This is a genomic window from Ruegeria sp. N4 (assembly GCF_056531425.1).
Genome location: NZ_JBQFLT010000016.1, coordinates 72017 through 92836, shown reverse-complemented (window position 1 = coordinate 92836; position 20820 = coordinate 72017). Strand labels below are relative to the sequence as shown.

Genomic DNA, 20820 nt, shown 5'->3' with positions numbered 1-20820 from the left:
TATCGCAGCCTCGCTGCCGCGCGCCCGGATGCGTTCGCAGACCCGCTTTCTACATCGCTCTGGGTCTATGCGGATCGACTCGAAGCGAACGACCGACCCGACGATGCCTTGGTCGCGCATATCGACGCCGTCAGAACCATGACCCCAATTCTCCAGCGTTTCCCGGCGGCATTGGCGCCGAAGATGGCGGCCATGCTCAAGGAATATGTCGAGCGCTGCGAGAGGTTCGAGACAGACCCCGACACGGAAACCCTCGCCCCCGTCATCGCCGTGTTCGAAGCGTTGCAAAAAGTAGAAAAGTAGCTGGCGCTCCAAAGCGCGAAGCTTCCGGCCAATCCAGGATCCGCAGGCCTCGATCCCGACCATACAATTCGGCAAGGTCTCGAAGAACGTGAGCAATTGCCGCCGCCGGATCGAACGAGTGAAGGCAACTGCACTGTCAGCAGTGACACCGTGAACTTGGAAACGTCCTTCCCAAGGTCCATTCCTATCGTCGTAACTTCCATGATGGGGTTCTTTTCCTGACAGAAGATGACTTTTGCACTGTGCCGCAATGTGCGACTTATGGTGCAAACGCCATCCACCCAATCCGCGACCAGTGAGTTGCCCTGACAATGCTCGCCGCGTGGTGAACGAATGGCGGCTATCGCTGCCGCCGCGCGGCGTCACGGACCAAGCACGTGCAGCGATTTTCGTGCCGCGAGCGCGCGCAGCGAGAAAAAGCAATGGCCGAGTTGGGCTCGAAGCCGTCTTCCAAGCATTTTTGATTAACGTCAGCTTTCGGGTCATTTGCAGCCGCTGACTCCCTGCGATTTGGGTGGCAAGGTCACGCATTTTGCGGATGGGTCACACCTTTCTGATTCAAGTCACATAATATCAATGATTTAGCCCTGGCATGTGTCACGCCTTTATTGGCGGCGGCCACAGATTTTAGAGATCCGAACCCTCACTTTGTTCAACAGAAGCGGACCGAACTTCCTCGTGCCGCAGTGAGCAATTGAGGTTGATATGCCCAAGTTGACACAAGATCAGCTGGCGGAGCGGTGGCACATGTCGCCGCGGACGCTGGAGCAGTGGCGCTGGCTCGGAAAGGGCCCCAGGTTTTTGAAGATCGGCGCGCGCGTTTTATACGATGAAGGCGTGATCGAAGCCTTTGAGGAGGCGCAGGTCTGCCAGAATACATGCGGACCGATTTCCGGGGAGGGTGTGTAATGGCAAAGTCCTTCCCCTCACACAAAGTCAAATCGCACCTTGTCTACACAGTCTGGGAGGTGGCGGACGTTTTGGGCTGTCATCGCCAAACCGTCATTCGCTGGATTGGGAACAACGGACTTACAGCTGATACCAGCAGCAGGCCTTGGTTGATCGAAGGACATGTGCTCAAGGACTTCCTCGGACTGAGACAACGCAAAGCGCGGTGCAAGCTGGCATTGCATCACTGCTACTGCCTCAGCTGCAGAGGTCCGCGCGAACCTGACGGCAAGATCGCTGACTATGTTCAGGAAACAGCTTCCAGCGGCCGCGTAACAGCCCTCTGTCCGACGTGTGGTGCGGTCATGAACAAGATCATTCGCCGTTCAGATCTGGAAACCATTCAGGCCAAACTGGAGGTCACACGTCAACAAGCCTCCCCAAGATTAGTGTCCTGTACCGAACCACATTCAAAAGTGACCTTGAAAGAGGAGCCCGAGACCCATGCCAAAACACACCTCGGATAACCTGCGCATCAAGCGCAAACACCTTGTCTGGCTGAAGGACGCAAAGGGGCTGTCACAATCTTCGATCGACAAAGCCGCAGCATCGATTGCCATCTATGATAAATGGCTCAAAGGTAAGGACTACAGGGCGTTCCATTCAGAAAGGGCGCGCGCGTTTAAACGCCATCTGCAAGGTCTGCGCAATGAACGAACGGGCGCGCCACTGTCGGCGGCTACGATCAACGGAGTGTTGCGCGATGTCATGAAGCTTTTTGACTGGATGGCGGACCAACCGGGGTACAAGTCCAGGATCTCGCGCGCAGACATTGCCTATCTCACGCCGGATCGCAAATCGGAAAAGGCCCGTCGAAGCACCCTGTGGAAGCCGCATCCGTCCCCTGAACAAGTAAACCACCTGTTGTCCATCATGCCTTCAGAAACAGTGGTCCAGCGCCGTGACCGCGCCCTGATCGCCTTTCTTTTCTTGACCGGATCACGTGAAGGTGCCGCCATCACCGTGCGTCTGCGTCACGTCGATCCAGCCAATAAATGCGTGCAGTTTGACGGGCGTTCCGTGGATACAAAGTTTGGAAAGTCCTTCACGACCAGTTTCTTTCCCTTCGGTGATGATGTCGAAAGGACTCTGCGAGACTGGATCTCGGAGCTTCGTCAGGACCATCTTTTCTCGGACACGGATACTCTGTTCCCAAAGACGCGCGTCGCTGTTGGCCCGTCCAGACGATTTGAGGCTGTAGGTATCGCGCGCGAGCCGTGGGCAGGCCCGTCGTCTGCGGCTAGGATCTTCAAGCAAGCTTTCGTCAACGCCGGGCTGCCACCGTTTTCGCCGCACCGCGTGCGAGATACGATCGCAGAGCTGGCAAAACATCACTGCAGGACACCAGAGGATTACAAAGCCTGGTCGCAGAACATGGGACACGACGACGTGATGACGACGTTCAGCTCCTATGGTTCCGTTTCACCTGGTCGTCAGGTTGAATTGATGGGGCGGTTTCGCCGCCGTGGACCGTTGCCAGACGAGGACGCGGTTATTGATGAATGATCAGCTCCGTTGGCGCACCCGAACGACCACGCGCTCGGGAGCAAGCCGGTATCCGTTCCAAGAGAGATTTTCGATCAACTCTTGGGGCTTATCAATTGACAGACCAGCGGACTCGAATCTCTTTGCAATCGTTCTTCGCGCGGTCAGTATTCTCCGCCTTACGACTTCGTCGGATTCAACGCCTAATTTTTCGACGAGGTCACCAGACTTCAAGCAGGGATATTCCAAAGGTTCGCGACCTTTGCCTGCCGCACGGAGCCACTCTTCAGCCAAAACGATCAACAGATCCGCTGTGGCGTTTTTCTTAAGCTCAATATGTTCTCCGATCAAAACCAAACGTGAGGTTTTGTCGATTTCTATGGTCAGCGGTGGTTTCTTATTCTCGTTTTTATCAACTGAGGGAGCTGGCACGAAAGGCAAGGACAAGGCGCTCTGCATCTCGCCATATAGTCTTGGTAAACTCTGTTCTGGGAACTCGCCGGGTGACTTGCTTTCGAGAGCTCTGCGCATGACAGATGTGACCGCCTTGCCGTGGCGGTTAAGCAAATCTGCGATCATCGATATTGCTGTGTCTGGTGGACTGCCGAGATGATTGACCGCGTCCAGAACAACCGGGAAACTCCGGGCCAGCGCATCTGGTGTGGCGTTCTCGAAGAACACTGCATTGCGTACGTAGGACAACGCCATCTCCCGGTCGGTCCCGTTCGGCCGAGCGTCCGACACAAGGTCCACGCGATAGGCATCTTCCGGGTCAAATCGCTCCAACCCCTTTGAAAGCATCGCGAACCGCCGATCGATACACTGCGAACAGCGCCCACAATGGAAGTATTGATGGGTTTGATTATGCACATCAGCGCAACTGCGCGTCTCAACGATCTGGTCTGCCATCCCAAGTTGGGAGATGCGCTCCACGACTTCAGCTTTAGTGCGCGCGAAGTAGGGATTGTCGACGCGCATATCGTTCTCGAAAACAAGCCGCAGAAGACCGGTGAACAGCTTCAGTGTCTTTGGATGCGTGGTTCGCGTCGCTCGTGTTCCAACGACGTTGCCGACCGGCGGTAGGTTGAGGCTCACGACCCCGTTTTCATGGAACGACACGCGGTCCAGTCCAAAGGCCGTTGCAGTGATCGACCCAAGTACCGCAAACAAGAATGAGCGTGTGCGATGCGTTCTTTCCGCGGTCGATCGGCTCTTCAAGTGGGCGGTCATGGGAAAGTGACGGCACGTTTCCGGTCCGTACCGTTTGCTCAACGCTGATATCAGCCGTTTCTGGACCGGCGCTATTTTCGTGGACGAGGCATGACTGACCAAAGCAACCCGATGCTTCTGTTCTACGATTTCTTCCACAGCACCCGCAAAGGAATCGAGCCCGCCGGAAAACATCAGGACGCGGTGGGGCTTCCATGAACTATTTCGGCCGAATTTGAAGAAGCGCGATCGCTCTGCATCCGGTTCGTCTTTGGTCGAAAAAGAAAATTCAAAGCGGTCGCCGGATAGAAACATCAACGTTTCTTCCAGAGCTTGTATTACGCTCTCACGTTGCCAGAAATCCAGATCGCGTACCGGCATTGTTGCTACGAATCGTCTGTGCCACTTCTCTCCCATCTTCTGATCCGCCGGGCCACCACGGCTGACTGCCGCGTCCGCGCAATAGACAAGCGCGGCAATCTCCAGCAAATCGAGCGCACGATCCTGCAGGGCCTCGACCAATTGACGGTTCAATTGTCCAATCCGCAGCGTCATTGCGACTTCGCGGCCAGCAATGTCGAGACGCAGGACTTCATCACCGCCGCTTTTTGTCAGGGGCGGCAACCATCTGACTTCAACTTCAGACAACGGCGCGACGGCGCCCAAACTCCGAGCGCATCTTTTTGAACGCGTAAGCTGTGAACTTGTCTATTGCATCGCGATCAAGCGCCTGCTTCTGCCAGACGGTTTTGCCATACCAGCCGCCGGCATATTCTTCGACAATTCTAGACACTTCAAATGTGTGCTGGGCGAGGGCTTGTTGAAATGCCACTCGCTGTGCATCGTTGGAAAAGCGTCGATCCTCGCCAGTGTGATTGGCGAGTTCCCGGCTCAGATAGTAGTCTAGAGAGCGGTATGTCAGCCGGGCAAAGAAATCCCGCGCGAGTCTCGCAAAAGCATCGCCCGAGGCGAAGCTCGCGAGTGCTTGGCGAATTTCTTGCGGTGTAGGTTCAAACAGGGATGGCAACCGGTCGTGCAGCTGAACGGAAAGGCTTTCCAAGAGCGCGACCTTCGCCAATTCTCCTGCATCTGAGGAACTTCGGAGATCGAAGCTTCTGCCATCAACGGCACGATCCAACCCTGCGAGCAGCCCTGTCACAGAGGCAAGCTCCGATCCGTCGATACCAAGATCTGCCAGAGCGTCTTCGAAGCCAGGAGCCCTCGCAAGCAACGGCAGCCTCACTAGCAGATCACTTACGAACTGAAACCTGGGGTCACCACTCGCGCGTGAGAGATCTTTGTCGGATGCATCCGCCGCGGCCTCGGCGATCTCTTCTACAGACGCATCGGTTGCGATCAGATCAACGACCTCGCGCCACTTTCTGGACCGAGGCAAAGTGCCAAGCCTGATGTGCCCCATCAGTTCCTCCCTTGCCTGAAGAGTCATGCAACCCTCGGGCGAATGCAAAAGGGAAAAATGGGTATCTACGCTTACCCTACGCTTACCCGAAGCGAGTGTCAGGCATGAGATCGCTTCGTAAGTCTTTGAAAACAGTGGTGAGCCGTGCAGGATTCGAACCTGCGACCCACTGATTAAAAGTCAGTTGCTCTACCAACTGAGCTAACGGCCCACTCTTTCGTTGGATCTTGATGATCCGTGGCGCTCTGTAAGGCAATTACCCGACCGGGTTCAAGCCCTTATTTTGCGCCTCGTTTCGCCGGTTTAATCAGTGTTTCCGGCGACCCGATAGGCGGCCTAATTAGGCAGGTGGCGCGGGGGGGTCAACCCCTTTTTTCAGGAATCTGCGCGACAGGGTGGATTCATGTTCAGAGCAACGTTATATGCCCGCCATGCAACAGATAAGCGATACCGGTTTGCCCTTTATGAAGATGCACGGGCTGGGCAATGACTTTGTCATTGTGGATGCGCGCGCGCATGCCGTTCCGATCAGCGCGGAATTGGCCAGGGGAATCGGGCACCGTCAGTTTGGCGTCGGATTCGACCAGTTGGCCGTGATCGAAACCGGCCCAGCCGACGCACATCTGGTATTTTACAACGCGGACGGATCGACCTCGGCCGCTTGTGGGAACGCCACCCGCTGTATCGCCCGGTACCTGATGGAGGAAAGCGGGAAATCCGATCTGACGCTGACGACCGAACGGGGCACATTGTTGGCCAAAGAGGCCGGGAACGGCCTGACCTCGGTCAATATGGGGCAACCTCAGCTGAAGTGGCACGACATCCCGCTGGCGGAAGAGATGGACACTCTGGAATTGCCCATCGAAGGTGCGCCAACGGCGACCGGTATGGGCAACCCGCACTGCACGTTTTTCGTGGATGACGCCAAAGCGATTCCCTTGACCGAGTTTGGGTCGCGCTACGAACACCACCCTCTCTACCCGGAACGCACCAATGTTCAGGTTGCTCAGGTGATCGGGCCGGATCATATCCGTATGCGCGTCTGGGAACGCGGTGTGGGCATCACTCTGGCCTCTGGCTCGTCCTCTTGCGCCACAGCGGTTGCGGCTGCCCGGCGGGGCCTGACCGGGCGCAAGGTGCAGATCGAGTTGGACGGCGGCACCATCTGGATCGACTGGCGCGACGATGGCGTCTGGATGACCGGACCAACGGCCCATGTATTCTCGGGCACCCTGACGCCCGAATTCATAAGGTCGCTGGGATGAGCGCCCCGAAATTCACCACTCTGGGCTGTCGCCTGAACGCCTATGAGACCGAGGCGATGAAAGAGCTGTCGCAACAGGCGGGGCTGACCGATGCGGTGGTCGTGAACACCTGTGCTGTGACGGCCGAGGCCGTGCGCAAGGCCCGGCAAGAGATTCGCAAGCTGCGCCGGGAAAACCCAAACGCCCGCCTGATCGTCACCGGTTGCGCGGCACAGACCGAGCCTGAGACCTTTGCCCAAATGGAAGAGGTCGACGCAGTCATCGGCAATACCGAGAAAATGCGGCCCGATACCTGGAAGGGTATGGCGGCCGATTTCATTGGCGAAACCGAAACAGTGCAGGTCGATGACATCATGTCGGTCACTGAAACCGCTGGCCACCTGATCGACGGTTTCGGAACCCGATCCCGCGCTTATGTGCAGGTCCAGAACGGATGCGACCATCGCTGCACCTTCTGCATTATCCCCTATGGCCGCGGAAACTCGCGCAGTGTCCCTGCGGGCGTGGTTGTCGATCAGATCAAGCGGCTGGTGGACAAAGGCTATAATGAGGTCGTCCTGACAGGCGTAGACCTCACCTCGTGGGGGGCCGACCTGCCGGCGCAGCCCAGGCTGGGCGATCTGGTGATGCGCATCCTCAAGCTGGTGCCAGACCTGCCCCGCTTGCGGATCAGTTCGATCGATTCCATCGAAGTGGACGAGAACCTGATGCAGGCCATCGCGACCGAGCCGCGCCTGATGCCGCATCTGCATCTGTCGCTGCAACATGGCGACGATCTGATCCTGAAACGCATGAAACGCCGCCACCTGCGCGACGACGCCATCCGCTTCACCGAAGAGGCCCGCAAGCTGCGCCCGCAGATGACCTTTGGCGCAGACATCATCGCAGGTTTCCCGACCGAGTCAGAGGCGCATTTCGAGAACTCGCTGAAACTGGTCGCTGATTGCGATCTGACCTGGCTGCACGTCTTCCCCTACTCCAAACGCGACGGCACCCCGGCGGCCCGCATCCCGCAGCAGGTCAACGGCAACATCATCAAAGACCGCGCCGCCCGCCTGCGCGCCGCAGGTGATGCGCAGGTCACCCGGCACCTGTCAGACCAGATCGGCAAAACCCATCACATCCTGATGGAAAACCCCCATATGGGTCGGACCGAACAATTCACCGAGGTCGCCTTCAACGCGCCTCAGCCCGAAGGCCAGATCGTGACGGCAACAATCACCGGGCAGACCTCGGGCCAACTCACGGTCTGATCCCCCCTTCTTCTGTTCGAAAATACCTCGGGGTGAATTGGCCACAGGCCAAGAGGGGCTGGCCCCTTCTGGCGACCTCAAAAAGAAACCCCCGCAACCTTAGGGCGCGGGGGTTCTTGTGTCAGTATTCCGAAAAGGATCAGTCCTCGTTGCGAAGCTTACCCTTGTGCGGCGCCCACAGACGCTTGTTCACCAGGTACAGCAGCACCGACAGAACGGTCAGGAAGATCACGCCGACAAAACCGGCATTCTTGCGATCCATCATCTTGGGCTCGGCGGCCCACATCAGGAAGGCGGCAACGTCCTCGGACATGGCTTCGACAGTGGCCGGGTGGCCATCGGCAAACTCGACCTGATCTTCCGAAATCGGCGGGGCCATCGAAATCCAGCCGCCGGGGAAGGCCTTGTTTTCGTACAGGATGGTGCCTGCTTCTTCCTTCTCTTCGCCAGTATAGCCATCCAGCAGCGAGGCGATGTATTCCGCGCCGCCCATACCTTTGACCAGCTGGTTGATGCCCAGGCCATAAGGACCATGGAAGCCCGCACGCGCCTTGGCCATCAGGCTCAGGTCGGGTGCGCCAACCGCGTCATTGACCGGGAAATGGTCGGTCGGGATCGCCGGGCGGAAATCGTCCAGCTCGGGGTCGAAGACCTCGAAATTGTCGGCCGCGTAGGTGATGACCTGCTCTTCCGAATAACCCAGCGCTTCCAGATCGCGCAGAGGCACATATCTCAGCCCGTGACAGGCTGCGCAAACCTCGGTGTAGACCTGAAGGCCGCGCTGCAGCTGGTTCTGATCCCAGGTTCCGAACGGACCCTCGAACGAGAAGTCGAAATCCTCGATATGCTGCTCGCCGCCACCTGCCGCAAAGGATGCAGCAGGGGTCAGAGCGAGGGCAAACGCGGCGCCGATTGCAAGTTTCTTGAACATGTTTCCGGTCCCTCTTCTTACTCGGCCGGCGTGGCTTCGGCGTCAGCCTTGCCATAATGCGCGTTGAAGTCTTCTTCGATGGTCTCGGGCTGCGGCAGCGGCTTCTCGATCACCCCAAGGATTGGCAGGATCACGAAGAAATAAGCAAACCAGTAGGCCGATGCGATCAGCGAGAAGGTTGCATAGGGCTCTTCCGCGGGCATCGCACCCAGCCACATCAGGGCGAAGAAGTCGATGATCAGCAGGTAGAACCACCATTTGAACATCGGACGGTATTTGCCCGAACGCACGGTCGAGGTGTCCAGCCAGGGTGCCAGAGCCATCGCCAGGATCGCACCGAACATTGCGACCACACCAAAGAACTTGGCGTCGACGATGCCGCCGGTGATGAAGCTGGCGAATTGCACAACCCAGACCTCGCCGGTGAAGGCCCGCAGGATCGCGTAGAACGGCAGGAAGTACCATTCGGGCACGATATGCGCAGGTGTCACCAGCGGGTTGGCTTCGATGTAGTTATCCGGGTGGCCCAGGTAGTTCGGCATAAAGCCGACAATGGCCCAGAACACGACCAGAATAACCGCCAGCGCAAACAGGTCCTTGATCACGAAGTAAGGCCAGAAGGGCAGCGTGTCCTTGTCGGCCTCGGCTTTCGAGCCACGACGCACTTCAACACCTGTGGGGTTGTTGTTGCCGGTGGTGTGGAACGCCCAGATATGCACGATGACCAGCGCCGCGATGATGAACGGCAGCAGATAGTGCAGCGAGAAGAAGCGGTTCAAAGTGGCGTTGTCCACCGCCGGTCCGCCCAGCAGCCAGGTCTGCAGCGCATCACCGACAAACGGGATGGCGCCAAACAGGCCGGTGATCACGGTCGCACCCCAGAAGGACATCTGACCCCAGGGCAGAACGTAACCCATGAAGGCGGTGCCCATCATCATCAGATAGATCAGCATCCCGATGATCCACGTGATCTCACGCGGGGCTTTGTACGAGCCGTAGAACAGGCCGCGGAACATGTGAATATAGACCGCAACAAAGAAAAGCGACGCGCCGTTCATGTGCAGGTAGCGGATGAAGTAGCCGCCATTCACGTTACGCATGATGTGCTCGACACTGGCAAAGGCCAGATCGACATGCGGGGTGTAGTGCATCACCAGGATGATGCCGGTGACGATTTGCAGCGCCAGGCAGAACGCCAGAACGATGCCCCAGATCCACCACCAGTTCAGGTTTTTGGGGGTGGGAATCATCAGGGTGTCATACAAAAGGCCGACGATGGGCAGGCGGCTGTGCAGCCACTTTTCGCCGTTTGACTTCGGCTCGTAATGATCGTGGGGAATTCCGGACATAAGTTGGGTCTCCCTTAGCCGAGTTTGAGGGTTGATGCGTCCACCCATTCAACGGGCGGAATCGGCAGGTTCTCAGGCGCGGGGCCTTTGCGGATCCGGCCAGCCAGATCGTAGTGCGAGCCGTGGCAGGGGCAGAACCATCCGCCAAAATCACCAGCGTCGCCCAGCGGAACACAGCCCAGATGGGTGCAAACGCCCATCTGCACGATCCAGGCACCCGCTGCTTCGCCTTCGGGCGAGGGCAGCACGCGGTTGGCATCGGTTGCGGGCGCGTCCGCGTTCAGGTTGAAGTTCCGTGCCAGCGGGTCGGGCAGGTTGCCAACCGCTTCCTCATCCTGTTGCTGTGCTTCGGCAATCTCGGCACCGGTGCGGTGGCGGATGAACACGGGTTTACCCAGCCATTTCACGGTCAACTGTGTGCCCGGTTCAACCCCGCTGACATCTGTACGGATCGAGGACAGGGCCTGCACATCCGCCGACGGGTTCATCTGGTTGATCAGGGGCCATACGGCTGCACCTGTCGCAACGACTCCTGCGCCGCCAGCGACGTAATAGAGGAAATCTCTGCGGGTGCCTTCGTGGTCTTCTGCGTGGGACACGAGGTTATCTCCGGTTTTCTGGCGCCCGCGGACGGGCAAATAGCTCGCGCACCGCACGAATGCGGTGTCTTAACCGCGCTGTCTATCGACGCAAATAGCGTTCGTCCAGCGGTCATAAACGCGCAATACGCCGCATCTGTGCTATTTGTCACAATGCATCGGGTTTTTTTGGTGATTCAAGCCCACATCTTTTCCGATCAGCCCGAATCGGCGGGGTTTGATTCGAATGTCCGGGGCCCATCCCAGCGAGGCCTGACCCAATCGGATTCGGGGCACATCTTCCGGCAGAAGATTGATGCCATGTCATGCAATATCCACGACGGCAGAGCCGCATTGTTCCGCGACAAATGACACCTCTGAAATAGACCATTTGTTCAGTGGGATAGCGGTCTTTTTGCTGTTGAATCCTGTGCCTGAATGCCGGACATCCCGGTCTGCGCGAACGCCGATCAGGAGACTCCGATGTCAAAAACCCCCTTGGCCGCCGTTCTGTTAACGATTGCACTGTCCACCCAAACCGCCGCCGCTGGCGATCCCGCCAAAGGCAAGCAGCTTTATAACCGCTGTTCCTCGTGCCACGCGATCATCAAAGATGGCGAGGTTCTGGAGAAAGGCGGCATTACCGGACCGAATCTCTATGGTGTCGTGGGCCGCGTCGCCGGGTCCGAGACCGATTACCTGAATGGCAGCGAGCGCCTGCCCATCGGTATGTTCACCGACGATATGATCCGGGCGGGTGAACAGGGGCTTGTCTGGACCGAGGAAAACATCGCGGTCTATTCAAAGGACCCGATCGGTTTCATTCAGGAGTTTCTGCAGGACGAAACCGCCCGCCCCAACATGAGCGTCAAGCTCAGGAAAGGGGCCGAAGACATCGCCGCCTATCTGGCAACCTTCAGCGACTAGGGGAGCGGGTCGCCCTCAGCCTTGTGGGCGGGTGGCGACCATACTGGGCCGCTCGCCAAACTCGGCAAACCAGGCCGCAAGCGCATCATTGCCCTTGCGCCAGCCGCGCGCATCGTGGCGGAGATCAAGATAGCCAAGCGCACAGCCGACAGCCACTTGCCCCATATCCACCGGGCCGGACAGATGCGCCATCCAGCGCTGGTTCAGGACGGCGCAGGCCCGGTCGATCTTGACCCATTGCGACTCGGTCCAGTCGTCCCATTGCTTGTCTTCGGGGCGCAACCGGTCTTCGTAGGTCATCAACAGGGCCGCATCCAGAATACCATCTGCCAGCGCCTCAAGCGTCAGTACATCCCAGCGTCGCGCGCCATCGGGATAAAGCCGCCCTCCGGCGCGGGCATCCAGAAACGCGCAGATCACCCGACTGTCGAACAGGGTTGGCCCATCCGGGCGTTCCAACGCCGGAACCTTGGTCAGGGGGGCCTTGCTGATCAAAGATGCCGCCGGTGAAATCGGCGTACTGGCCACCGTCTCAAGCTCGACATCCTCCAGCTGATCCGTTTCGTGCAGCAGCACCATGACTTTGCGCACATAAGGCGAGGTCAGACTGTGATAGAGTTTCATTCACACGCTCCCTGATTGCGCCGACCTTACAACAAGGGCGGAAAAACAAAAGCGGTCAGTCGTCGGACGGCTTGGCCCCGCGCATCAGCGTCTGCAGCACCTGCAACTCGGATCCAATCCCCGACGCGATGTGATCGGACGCCTGCATCCGCACATCATCGGGTTTGTTCTGGTTCAGCTTCCAGGTGCCCTGAATGTCATCGACTTGCATCCGGCAGGGCACAATCATCCGCATCATGCGATCCAGTGCCTCATCGGTCATTTTCTCGGTACGCCACGGCGGCTTCGGACGCAGCCGATCCTCGTAATAGGCTGACTGCCGGTCCAACAAGTCCCGCAATTCCTCCTGCGAGTGCATCTCAAGAACGCCGGTCAGATGGACGGCCACATAATTCCAGGTCGGCACCTGATCCGCGATCCCGTACCAATCCGGCGACACATACCCGTCCGGCCCCGACACCGCGATTCGCGCCGCTACAGGCTGCTTCAACACGCGCACAATCGGGTTCGAGCGGACAAGATGCAGCTCGGCCACCGCCCCGTCTTCGGACAGCAAAAACGGAACATGGCTAATAAGCGGCGCGCCATCGGTCGAGATTGCCAACACGCCAAAGGCCCTGTCACGGGCAAACGCAATATGACGCGCGCGGTCCTCGGCGCGGAAGGCGGGGTTCGGGTGCATAGCGGTCCTCCTGCCAAATCTCTTGCAGAAGGGGCCCGATCTATGCAAGGTCCGTCTCGTTCTCAGGGCGGGGTGAAATTCCCCACCGGCGGTATGCGGGCAATGACCCGTAAGCCCGCGAGCGGCTTCGGATCATCCGGGGTGTCAGCAGATCTGGTGAGAAACCAGAGCCGACGGTTAAAGTCCGGATGAAAGAGAACGTGCAGCGTGCCCCCTCGGCGCGTCTGCTCGTGATCGCCTTGGGTGACGTGTCTGTCTACTTACGGAGGTCCAAATGACACACACCCGCTATGCTTTCATCAAAGCCAACTGGCATTCCGATATCGTCGACCGCGCGCTTGACGGCTTCTTTGAGCTCATCCCCGCCGAACAGGTCGACGTCTTCGACGTTCCCGGCGCGTTCGAAATGCCCCTGCTGGCGCGCGATCTGGCCCAAACCAGCCAATATGCCGCGATCGCCTGCGCCGCCTTTGTCGTCGATGGCGGCATCTACCGGCATGATTTCGTGGCACAGGCCGTGGTAGACGGTCTGATGCGCGCAGGCCTGGATACCGGTGTTCCGATCCTGTCGGTCTCGCTGACCCCGCACCAATACCAGGAAACCGACCACCACAACGCGATCTACCGCGCGCACTTCGTCGAAAAAGGCCGCGAGGCTGCGCAAGCCGCGCTCAAGATCACCGCGACGCGCGCAGCCATCGCAAAAGCCGCCTGATCCTTCTTCTGTTCAAAAATACCTCGGGGGAGTCGCGCTTGCGCGACGGGGGCAGAGCCCCCTCACCCGACCCCACAGAAGTAAATCCGCTTGAGGCCAAAGGCCCACAAGGCTAATCACATCGCTCAAAGGAGCACGCCCCATGTCGATGAACAGCTTTGGACACCTCTTCCGCGTCACCACTTGGGGTGAAAGCCACGGCCCCGCTTTGGGCGCCACTGTTGACGGCTGCCCGCCGGGCGTCACAATCGACGAGGGCATGATCCAGCACTGGCTGGACAAGCGTAAGCCGGGGCAGAACAAATTCACCACCCAACGGCGCGAGCCCGATCAGGTCAAGATCCTGTCCGGCGTGTTCGAAGGCCAGACCACCGGCACCCCTGTCCAGCTGATAATCGAGAACACCGATCAACGCTCGAAAGACTACGGCGACATCATGGACAAGTTCCGCCCGGGCCATGCCGATATCACCTATTGGCAGAAATACGGCATCCGCGATTATCGCGGTGGCGGGCGTAGCTCAGCCCGCGAAACCGCGTCGCGTGTTGCCGCCGGTGGCTTGGCGCGCGAAGCCATCAAACAGATCGCGCCCAATGTGCAGATCACCGGCTACATGACCCAGATCGGCCCGCACAAAATCGACCGCGCCAATTTCGACTGGTCGCAAATCGAACAGAACCCGTTCTGGACGCCCGACGCCCAAGCGGCCGAGGATTGGGCCGCCTATCTGGACGACTTGCGCAAATCCGGCAACTCGGTCGGCGCGGCGGTCGAGGTTGTGGCGCGCGGCGTCCCCGCCGGGATCGGCGCACCTGTTTATGCCAAGTTAGACACTGATCTGGCCGCCGCGATGATGTCGATCAACGCGGTCAAAGGCGTCGAGATCGGCGAAGGCATGGCCGCCGCCGAACTGACCGGCGAGGCCAACGCCGATGAGATCTTCATGGGTCAGAACGGCCCGCAATACAGCTCGAACCACGCGGGCGGTATTCTGGGCGGTATCTCGACCGGGCAGGACATTGTGGTGCGGTTTGCGGTCAAACCGACCTCGTCGATCCTGACCACCCGCAAGACCATTACCAAATCCGGTGAGGAGACCGAGATCATCACCAAAGGCCGCCACGACCCCTGCGTCGGCATTCGCGCGGTGCCGGTGGGTGAGGCGATGATGGCCTGCGTGATCCTCGACCACTTGCTGCTGCATCGCGGTCAGATCGGCGAGAATCGTGGACATATCGGCTGATCTGCGCGCTCGTCTGCGGGGCATCGTCGCGCAACGCATGCAGGCCGATCCGGCGCATGATCTGGCGCATCTGGATCGCGTCTGGAGCAATGCGCAGGCCATCGCCGGTGAACAGACAGACATGCAGGTCCTTCTGGCCGCCTGCTATCTGCACGATCTGGTCAACCTGCCCAAGAACGATCCGAACCGGCACCTCGCCTCTCGTCAGTCCGCGCAGGAATCAGAGCCTATTCTGGGTAATCTGGGCTTTGATGCCGCGTCGATCCGCGCCACCCAGCACGCGATTGAGGCCCACAGTTTCTCGGCCAACATCCCGCCGCGCACCCCCGAGGCCCGCATCCTGCGCGACGCAGACCGGCTGGACGCCCTGGGCGCGATTGGCATCGCCCGCACCTTTGTTGTGGCCGGAGCGCTGGGCCGCGACCTTTATGATCCCGATGATCCCTTCGCCGAAGCACGCGCGCTGGACGATCTGAAATTCTCGCTCGACCACTGGAAAGTCAAACTGCTGACCCTGCCCGCCGATATGCTGACCCCGGCCGGGCGGGCGCTTGCGCAGGAACGGGTGTCACAGATGTTTGGATTTCTGGATGCCTTCGCGGATGAAATCGACCACCCCGTTCCCGATCACTGGAAATCCACCTGATTGGTACAATCCCGTCGTTGATCTTTCGCCGCCAAAGGCGCAGGGTCCCGGCCAATGGCACAATCCTTAACATCGCATCGACCCATGCTTGCCGTGGGTTTGAAACTGGCTGCGCTGATGCTGTTCACCTCGATGTCGGCACTGGTCAAAGCCCTGTCCGAGGATTTCCCGCCCGGTGAGCTGGTCTTTTTCCGCTCGCTCTTTGCCATTCCGGTCATCATCATCTGGCTGATCTGGCGGGGCGAACTGGCGCAAGGTTTTGTCGTCAAGAAACCCATGGGCCATTTCTGGCGCGGCGTTCTGGGCACCAGCGCCATGGGACTGACCTTTACCGGCCTCAGCCTTCTGCCCCTGCCTGAGGTCACGGCCATCGGCTATGCCACCCCGATCTTCACCCTGATTCTGGCCGCGCTGATGCTGGGCGAGCGAATCCGCATGATCCGAATCGGGGCGGTCGCTCTGGGCTTGCTGGGGGTTCTGATCATGATCTGGCCCCGGCTGGGCAGCACTCAGATGGAGATGGCAGCAACCATCGGCGCGCTGTGCGTGCTGGGGGCAACCATCGCCCGCGCCTTTGTTCAGATCCATATCCGGCAATTGGTCAAGGTCGATCACCCAGCCGCCATCGTGTTCTACTTTTCCATGACCGCCACGCTGCTGTCGGCGCTGACCGCGTTCTGGGGCTGGACGATGCCCACGCTGAATCAGGCTCTGATACTGGTCACTATGGGCCTGATCGGCGGGGTTGCGCAGATTCTGGTGACCTCATCCTATCGGTTCGGGCAGGCCTCGATGCTGGCGCCATACGATTATTCGACCATGCTGTTTGCGATTTTCATCGGCTATGTCTGGTTCGATGAGTTGCCAACAGTCGCCATCCTGATCGGCGCAGCGCTGGTGATCGCAGGCAATGTCGTCGTGATCTGGCGCGAGCATCAGTTGGGGCTAGAGCGCAGCAAGGCGCGATCCGTCACCGACCCCAAAGCGTGACTTTACCTTTCGCAAACTTCGCCTAGGTTGGGCGCGACAGTCAAAGAGGGTTCCCCATGAGCGACGCACAGGATCACAAGGAAAAGATGCAGCAGGTGCAGGCCAAGCACCGCAAGAAAGTGTCCGAGGCGGTTGATCCGGGGCGCGGGCTGGTGCTGATCAACACCGGCAAGGGCAAGGGCAAATCCTCGGCCGCGTTTGGTGTGGTGATCCGGGCGCTGGGCTGGGGTCAGACAGTCGCGGTGGTGCAATTCATCAAGGGTAAGTGGAAGACCGGTGAACGCCGGTTTTTTGAAGACCGCGATCTGGTCACATGGCACACGATGGGCGAAGGTTTCACCTGGGATACGCAGGACCGCGAGCGTGACATTGCCGCCGCCACTGCCGCCTTTGACAAGGCCTGCGCTCTGATGGCCAGCGGCGAATATGATCTGGTCGTGCTGGACGAGATCAACATCGCCCTGCGCTATGAATACCTGTCGGTTGAGCGTGTGATCGAGGGGCTGAAGGCACGGTCCGACAAGACCAGCGTCTTCCTGACCGGTCGCGACGCCCCGCAAGCGCTGCGCGACTATGCCGATCTGGTCACCGAAATGACCGAAGAAAAACACCCGTTTCAGGCTGGTATCAAAGCCCAGCGCGGCGTGGACTTTTAGGAATGGTCAAGGTGGGCGTGGCCTTGCCCACCTTACCCCGCGCGCTTGCCTGACAGGTTTTCAAATACGTACCGCACAGACTTGCGGCGGCTTGAGGCGCTCTCTGGAAGAGTGTCACCTTTTCCCGCCGCATCGCGGGCAGCCTTGCGGTTCTTTTGGTCCACGTAAGCCGCGTAATCGGTGTCGCAGCAGCTGCACCCACAGGCAGTGGCGGCATCGTGCCGGGCAATGATCTCGTCCATCTTTTCGCGCATACCGAAGCCCTGCGATTGTCTCGTTTCCGAGGCGGCGGCAGGCCCTCACTGTGTCTCGCGCTAAGCCCGCAAACCGCCCCGAAACCCTGTGCTGGATAATACATCATCTGGCGTTGATTAATATCTGATTATTTTAGTCGGACAATTCAAGCCAAAAAAATGCGCCCACGAATTTCTTCGGGGCGCAAGTTACGGGGAAGATAGGATCAGATGGCCCGGTCACGCGGATCCAGCGTTACCGACCAAAGCTCGGTATCCGCGCGGTCCATCAGGCGAACGGTCATTTGTTGCGTTGAACCGTCGATATCCACGAGGCCAAAGAACTGCAGACCTGCACTGGGGGGCAGGTTCACCCCTTGATCTTCGGTCGGAGCTTTGACGAATTTCACCTCGGGCCCGAAGGTTCCGTCCAACGCGTTCGGACCAAATGTACCGGCGTGCAGGGGCCCCGAAACAAACTCCCAAAACGGTTCAAAATCCTGAAATTGGGCTTTGTTAGGGTCGTAGAAGTGCGCCGCGGTATAGTGAACATCTGCTGTAAACCAGACCGTGTTCGTGATGCCCGCCGTCTTGATAAAACGCAGCAGATCGGCGATCTCCAACTCGCGACCCTTGGCCGGCCCACTGTCACCGTTTGAGATCGCCTCCGCTCCGGCCTGTTCCTTCCAGTTGTCCCACACGATCAACCCGATCGGCATGTCCGAGGCAATAACCTTCCAGGTGGCTTGCGAGGCTGCAAGTTCGCGTTTCAGCCAGGCCAGTTGCGCGGCACCCAGAATGCGGGACCGATCGGTGATTTCATCTTCCATCGCGGGCCCGTTGGGGCCGCGATAGCTGCGCAGATCCAGGAAGAACACATCCAGCATCGGACCGTATGAGATCTTGCGATAGACGCGACCGGGCTCGGCAGGGGTTATGCGCAGCGGTGTCATCTCGTGAAACGCCCGTCCGGCGCGGGCTTGCAGCACATGCACCGATTTCTCAGAATACCGATCATCCGAGATCAGGTCCTTGGCGTCCGACCAGTTGTTGACAACCTCGTGGTCATCCCACTGGAAGAAGGTGGGGCAGACGGCGTTCATGGCGCGCACGTGCTCGTCCATCATGTTGTATTTCCACTGAGCGCGGAATTCGTCCAGCGTCTCGGCAACCTTGCGCTTTTCGTCGATCAGGGTGGCGTTCTTCCAGATCACCTGCCCGTCCTTTTCGACCTCGTCCTGCATCGGGCCGTCGGCATAGACCGTATCGCCGGAATGGATGAAAAAGTCAGGCCGATGCTGCGCCATGGTCGCATAGGTGCGCATCCCGTCATCATCAATCCCCCACCCCTGACCTGCGGTGTCGCCGGACCAGGCAAAACGAATGTTGCGGCGTGCGGACGGTGCAGTGCGGAATTGCCCCGTAACAGGCTCTGATACGGTATTGATGTCGCTTAGATCGGCGGCGACAAAGCGATAGAAGATATCCTGATCCGCTGGCAGCCCGTCGATCAGGCGTTTGACCGCGAAGTCACTGTTCGGGATTGCATCCATTGGCGGCAATCGGCGGGCATCGGCAAAGCTCTCGGTGGTCGAGACCTCCATCATCACGCGCGCAGGCCGGTCGGTGCGGGTCCAGACCATGCCCGAGCTTGCATCCACGTCGCCTGACTGAACACCATGCGTGAAAACGGGTCGCGACGCGGCACGGCTGATGGCAGGCATGGCCAGCGACGCCGCAAATGCAGTGCTGCCAGCCAGAAACGTGCGGCGGGTCGGGCGAATAATCTTGGTCATCTCGGGGCTCTCCTGTCTGGTGATCGTCTCAAAGATCACGCGATTGGTGAACCGATAAGAACCGCCCGTTTGTAAAACGCGCGGCTCAGTTTTTTGACAGTATCACGATGATACTGTGACAGCTGTGGATAATTCTCAGGCGGCAACACCCTGTTCTGGCGCGCTGAGTGAGATCACCAGCACCACCGCAGCACCGTTCAGCCAGTAAAAGACGGCATCCAGACCCGAAAACCCGAAAAGGCTGGGGGCGAACAGGAAGGTGATGCCGACGATCAGATCCACGGCCAGATGGAACTTATAGCTCAGGACACGCCAGACCCCCAGGTGATGGTCGGTCAGAACAGTCAGGACAAAGGCCGCGACCCCGGTGATAACCGACAACCACAAAGCCATGGGGTTGGACTGACCCAGCCCCAGAACAAAGGGCAGCACGATCAGCGCCAGCGCGACGGGGTAGTCCAGATAGGCGTGAATGTTGCGCGTAACGAAACGAAGAGACATCGGAAGATCCTTTTCTTGCTTGGGATAATCCGAAGATAGGGTGGGGATCTCAGACGTATCAGTTCGGGTCGTTCAGGTCTTTTTGCAGATCGTTCAGAAGTTAAGGCCTATCAGTGCATCGCCCGATAGGCTGCCGGGGACACGCCGACCTGCTTCTTGAACACGCGCGAAAACGCCGCTTCGGACGCGTATCCGACCTCGGCCGCCGCATCCGCCACGTTCCAGCGGCTTTCTGTCAGTCCATGGCAGGCGATCTGCATCCGCCACGAGGTCAGGTATTGCATCGGGGTCGTGCCCATCTTTTCGGCAAAAAGCTGGGCAAAGGCGGTGCGCGACATCCCGGCCTCGCGGGCCAGAGTCTCGACACTCCACTCCTGCGCGGGCCCGTGGTGAAATGCGGTCAGCGCGCGGGATATGCGGGGATCGGCAAATCCGGCAAGCGCCGCGCCGGTCGGGCTTTGGCATTCCAGATAGGCCCGGATTGCCTGCGCAAACAGGACCTCGGACAGTTTCAAGGCGATCAGGTCGCCGCCGATCCGTGCGCCGCCCACTTCGGACCCGATCATGCGCAGCGTGGCCTCGATCCAGGCCCCGGCTTCTTCGCCATAATTCTCGATCAGAATGTAGGGCGGCAGCCGGTCGATCAGCATATGCCCGGTGCCGCGTCGCCCCGGCGGGCCGGTGAACGAGAAATGGCCGCAGATCAATTGCGTATCGCGGCTTTTGTCCTCGCCACCATAAACCAGGACGCCGTCGCCCTGATACCCGGCGTCCTCCAGCACCTGCTCCAGTGGCAGGGCGTCCAGCGGATTGACCTCATTGCACAGCAGCGCGTGGGCCGCGCCGTGCGGGATCAGAATCAGATCGCCTTGCTTCAAACGCAAGGTTTCGCCCGTGTTAGAGACAGAAACCTTCAACTCCCCACGCTGCACAAAGTGAAACCGGGCCACGTTTTCGAACGCGGGCACCTGAATACCGAAAGGCGGCGTGAAAGAGGTGCGGAAATAGAACGTCCCCCGCAGGGACAGACGGGTGAGGATATCGCTGAGCAGGTCCAACATGGGGG

Annotated in this window: 23 protein-coding genes, 1 tRNA gene and 1 riboswitch; of the genes, 12 read left to right on the top strand and 12 right to left on the bottom strand. The window is 59.1% G+C overall.

Going from position 1 to position 20820, the window contains the following annotated elements; all coding sequences use genetic code 11:
- The 4 genes from ACR0LW_RS19805 to ACR0LW_RS19790 all read left to right on the top strand — a co-directional run.
- Positions 1–303, top strand: a 303-nt coding sequence (locus ACR0LW_RS19805; protein WP_480884085.1) for a hypothetical protein, incomplete at its 5' end; no start/stop codon positions are given.
- Between the two features lie 705 nt (positions 304–1008).
- On the top strand, positions 1009–1212 hold the full coding sequence (locus ACR0LW_RS19800; protein ID WP_058272705.1) for a helix-turn-helix domain-containing protein: 204 nt from the start codon (positions 1009–1011) through the stop codon (positions 1210–1212).
- Positions 1212–1718, top strand: a complete 507-nt coding sequence (locus ACR0LW_RS19795) for a helix-turn-helix domain-containing protein (RefSeq protein WP_480884083.1) — start codon at positions 1212–1214, stop codon at positions 1716–1718. The genes ACR0LW_RS19800 and ACR0LW_RS19795 overlap by 1 nt, the downstream gene beginning before the upstream one ends.
- Positions 1696–2757, top strand: a complete 1062-nt coding sequence (locus ACR0LW_RS19790; RefSeq protein ID WP_480884081.1) for a tyrosine-type recombinase/integrase — start codon at positions 1696–1698, stop codon at positions 2755–2757. Before ACR0LW_RS19795 ends, ACR0LW_RS19790 begins: the two co-directional genes overlap by 23 nt.
- On the opposite strand, the gene ACR0LW_RS19785 is transcribed toward ACR0LW_RS19790, so the two are convergent.
- From ACR0LW_RS19785 to ACR0LW_RS19775, 3 genes are all read right to left on the bottom strand, one after another.
- The gene (locus ACR0LW_RS19785) at positions 2758–4611 is read right to left on the bottom strand and encodes a 7-cyano-7-deazaguanine synthase (RefSeq protein WP_480884079.1); all 1854 of its coding nucleotides are present in this window, start codon (positions 4609–4611) and stop codon (positions 2758–2760) included.
- Complete coding sequence (locus tag ACR0LW_RS19780; protein ID WP_480884077.1) at positions 4586–5392, bottom strand: hypothetical protein; 807 nt, start codon at positions 5390–5392, stop codon at positions 4586–4588. The genes ACR0LW_RS19785 and ACR0LW_RS19780 overlap by 26 nt, the downstream gene beginning before the upstream one ends.
- A 108-nt stretch (positions 5393–5500) precedes the next feature.
- Positions 5501–5576: transfer RNA gene (locus ACR0LW_RS19775), tRNA-Lys, on the bottom strand.
- 211 nt (positions 5577–5787) lie between these two features.
- Here ACR0LW_RS19775 and dapF point away from each other — a divergent pair.
- Positions 5788–6630: a diaminopimelate epimerase gene (gene dapF / locus ACR0LW_RS19770; protein ID WP_480884075.1), complete on the top strand. Its 843-nt coding sequence runs from the start codon at positions 5788–5790 to the stop codon at positions 6628–6630.
- Positions 6627–7883, top strand: a complete 1257-nt coding sequence (mtaB, locus tag ACR0LW_RS19765) for a tRNA (N(6)-L-threonylcarbamoyladenosine(37)-C(2))-methylthiotransferase MtaB (RefSeq protein WP_170453478.1) — start codon at positions 6627–6629, stop codon at positions 7881–7883. Before dapF ends, mtaB begins: the two co-directional genes overlap by 4 nt.
- Positions 7884–8022: 139 nt before the next feature.
- Here the strand turns inward: mtaB and ACR0LW_RS19760 are convergent, their stop codons facing one another.
- Genes ACR0LW_RS19760 through petA form a run of 3 tightly spaced genes read right to left on the bottom strand, consistent with a single transcriptional unit; the run spans position 8023 to position 10762 of the window.
- Positions 8023–8814 (bottom strand): cytochrome c1, encoded by a 792-nt coding sequence (locus tag ACR0LW_RS19760; protein WP_170453477.1) that lies wholly within the window; start codon positions 8812–8814, stop codon positions 8023–8025.
- Positions 8815–8831: 17 nt separating this feature from the next.
- A complete protein-coding gene (gene petB, locus ACR0LW_RS19755; RefSeq protein ID WP_170453476.1) occupies positions 8832–10163 on the bottom strand; it encodes a cytochrome b in 1332 nt (443 codons plus the stop codon).
- 14 nt (positions 10164–10177) lie between these two features.
- Positions 10178–10762: a ubiquinol-cytochrome c reductase iron-sulfur subunit gene (gene petA / locus ACR0LW_RS19750; RefSeq protein WP_170453475.1), complete on the bottom strand. Its 585-nt coding sequence runs from the start codon at positions 10760–10762 to the stop codon at positions 10178–10180.
- Between the two features lie 462 nt (positions 10763–11224).
- Between petA and ACR0LW_RS19745 the strand changes: the two genes are divergently transcribed.
- Positions 11225–11668 carry a c-type cytochrome gene (locus tag ACR0LW_RS19745; RefSeq protein ID WP_170453474.1) on the top strand — a complete coding sequence of 148 codons (444 nt, stop codon included), beginning with the start codon at positions 11225–11227 and terminating at the stop codon, positions 11666–11668.
- Positions 11669–11683: 15 nt separating this feature from the next.
- On the opposite strand, the gene ACR0LW_RS19740 is transcribed toward ACR0LW_RS19745, so the two are convergent.
- Both ACR0LW_RS19740 and ACR0LW_RS19735 read right to left on the bottom strand, forming a co-directional pair.
- Positions 11684–12292: a glutathione S-transferase gene (locus tag ACR0LW_RS19740; RefSeq protein WP_480884072.1), complete on the bottom strand. Its 609-nt coding sequence runs from the start codon at positions 12290–12292 to the stop codon at positions 11684–11686.
- 55 nt (positions 12293–12347) lie between these two features.
- Positions 12348–12974 (bottom strand): FMN-binding negative transcriptional regulator, encoded by a 627-nt coding sequence (locus ACR0LW_RS19735; RefSeq protein ID WP_480884070.1) that lies wholly within the window; start codon positions 12972–12974, stop codon positions 12348–12350.
- A gap of 54 nt (positions 12975–13028) precedes the next feature.
- Positions 13029–13178, top strand: a riboswitch (FMN riboswitch).
- Positions 13179–13248: 70 nt separating this feature from the next.
- On the opposite strand from ACR0LW_RS19735, the gene ACR0LW_RS19730 reads away from it, so the two are divergent.
- The 5 genes from ACR0LW_RS19730 (at position 13249) to cobO (ending at position 17224) form a co-directional block, all read left to right on the top strand.
- Entirely contained in the window at positions 13249–13689 is a 441-nt protein-coding gene (locus ACR0LW_RS19730) for a 6,7-dimethyl-8-ribityllumazine synthase (RefSeq protein ID WP_480884068.1), read from the top strand.
- A gap of 142 nt (positions 13690–13831) precedes the next feature.
- Positions 13832–14932 carry a chorismate synthase gene (aroC, locus tag ACR0LW_RS19725; RefSeq protein ID WP_480884066.1) on the top strand — a complete coding sequence of 367 codons (1101 nt, stop codon included), beginning with the start codon at positions 13832–13834 and terminating at the stop codon, positions 14930–14932.
- The gene (locus ACR0LW_RS19720; protein WP_480884064.1) at positions 14916–15578 is read left to right on the top strand and encodes an HD domain-containing protein; all 663 of its coding nucleotides are present in this window, start codon (positions 14916–14918) and stop codon (positions 15576–15578) included. The genes aroC and ACR0LW_RS19720 overlap by 17 nt, the downstream gene beginning before the upstream one ends.
- A gap of 54 nt (positions 15579–15632) precedes the next feature.
- A complete protein-coding gene (locus ACR0LW_RS19715; RefSeq protein WP_480780760.1) occupies positions 15633–16568 on the top strand; it encodes a DMT family transporter in 936 nt (311 codons plus the stop codon).
- 56 nt (positions 16569–16624) lie between these two features.
- On the top strand, positions 16625–17224 hold the full coding sequence (gene cobO, locus ACR0LW_RS19710; RefSeq protein WP_480780761.1) for a cob(I)yrinic acid a,c-diamide adenosyltransferase: 600 nt from the start codon (positions 16625–16627) through the stop codon (positions 17222–17224).
- 32 nt (positions 17225–17256) lie between these two features.
- Here the strand turns inward: cobO and ACR0LW_RS19705 are convergent, their stop codons facing one another.
- The 4 genes from ACR0LW_RS19705 to ACR0LW_RS19690 form a co-directional block, all read right to left on the bottom strand.
- Complete coding sequence (locus tag ACR0LW_RS19705; protein ID WP_480884061.1) at positions 17257–17478, bottom strand: hypothetical protein; 222 nt, start codon at positions 17476–17478, stop codon at positions 17257–17259.
- A gap of 206 nt (positions 17479–17684) precedes the next feature.
- Entirely contained in the window at positions 17685–19253 is a 1569-nt protein-coding gene (locus tag ACR0LW_RS19700; protein ID WP_480884059.1) for an alkaline phosphatase D family protein, read from the bottom strand.
- Positions 19254–19388: 135 nt separating this feature from the next.
- A complete protein-coding gene (locus tag ACR0LW_RS19695) occupies positions 19389–19754 on the bottom strand; it encodes an SPW repeat domain-containing protein (RefSeq protein WP_170453465.1) in 366 nt (121 codons plus the stop codon).
- Between the two features lie 110 nt (positions 19755–19864).
- Positions 19865–20815: an AraC family transcriptional regulator gene (locus ACR0LW_RS19690; RefSeq protein ID WP_480884057.1), complete on the bottom strand. Its 951-nt coding sequence runs from the start codon at positions 20813–20815 to the stop codon at positions 19865–19867.
- Between the last annotated feature and the right edge of the window lie 5 nt (positions 20816–20820).

Excerpts from the sequence above, each read along its gene's own strand:
- ACR0LW_RS19800 (WP_058272705.1), top strand. The coding sequence starts at position 1,009 with ATGCCCAAGTTGACACAAGATCAGCTGGCGGAGCGGTGGCACATGTCG.
- ACR0LW_RS19795 (WP_480884083.1), top strand. The coding sequence starts at position 1,212 with ATGGCAAAGTCCTTCCCCTCACACAAAGTCAAATCGCACCTTGTCTAC.
- ACR0LW_RS19790 (WP_480884081.1), top strand. The coding sequence starts at position 1,696 with ATGCCAAAACACACCTCGGATAACCTGCGCATCAAGCGCAAACACCTT.
- ACR0LW_RS19780 (WP_480884077.1), bottom strand. The coding sequence starts at position 5,392 with ATGACTCTTCAGGCAAGGGAGGAACTGATGGGGCACATCAGGCTTGGC.
- dapF (WP_480884075.1), top strand. The coding sequence starts at position 5,788 with ATGCCCGCCATGCAACAGATAAGCGATACCGGTTTGCCCTTTATGAAG.
- mtaB (WP_170453478.1), top strand. The coding sequence starts at position 6,627 with ATGAGCGCCCCGAAATTCACCACTCTGGGCTGTCGCCTGAACGCCTAT.
- ACR0LW_RS19760 (WP_170453477.1), bottom strand. The coding sequence starts at position 8,814 with ATGTTCAAGAAACTTGCAATCGGCGCCGCGTTTGCCCTCGCTCTGACC.
- petB (WP_170453476.1), bottom strand. The coding sequence starts at position 10,163 with ATGTCCGGAATTCCCCACGATCATTACGAGCCGAAGTCAAACGGCGAA.
- ACR0LW_RS19745 (WP_170453474.1), top strand. The coding sequence starts at position 11,225 with ATGTCAAAAACCCCCTTGGCCGCCGTTCTGTTAACGATTGCACTGTCC.
- ACR0LW_RS19740 (WP_480884072.1), bottom strand. The coding sequence starts at position 12,292 with ATGAAACTCTATCACAGTCTGACCTCGCCTTATGTGCGCAAAGTCATG.
- ACR0LW_RS19735 (WP_480884070.1), bottom strand. The coding sequence starts at position 12,974 with ATGCACCCGAACCCCGCCTTCCGCGCCGAGGACCGCGCGCGTCATATT.
- ACR0LW_RS19730 (WP_480884068.1), top strand. The coding sequence starts at position 13,249 with ATGACACACACCCGCTATGCTTTCATCAAAGCCAACTGGCATTCCGAT.
- aroC (WP_480884066.1), top strand. The coding sequence starts at position 13,832 with ATGTCGATGAACAGCTTTGGACACCTCTTCCGCGTCACCACTTGGGGT.
- ACR0LW_RS19715 (WP_480780760.1), top strand. The coding sequence starts at position 15,633 with ATGGCACAATCCTTAACATCGCATCGACCCATGCTTGCCGTGGGTTTG.
- cobO (WP_480780761.1), top strand. The coding sequence starts at position 16,625 with ATGAGCGACGCACAGGATCACAAGGAAAAGATGCAGCAGGTGCAGGCC.
- ACR0LW_RS19705 (WP_480884061.1), bottom strand. The coding sequence starts at position 17,478 with ATGCGCGAAAAGATGGACGAGATCATTGCCCGGCACGATGCCGCCACT.
- ACR0LW_RS19700 (WP_480884059.1), bottom strand. The coding sequence starts at position 19,253 with ATGACCAAGATTATTCGCCCGACCCGCCGCACGTTTCTGGCTGGCAGC.
- ACR0LW_RS19695 (WP_170453465.1), bottom strand. The coding sequence starts at position 19,754 with ATGTCTCTTCGTTTCGTTACGCGCAACATTCACGCCTATCTGGACTAC.
- ACR0LW_RS19690 (WP_480884057.1), bottom strand. The coding sequence starts at position 20,815 with ATGTTGGACCTGCTCAGCGATATCCTCACCCGTCTGTCCCTGCGGGGG.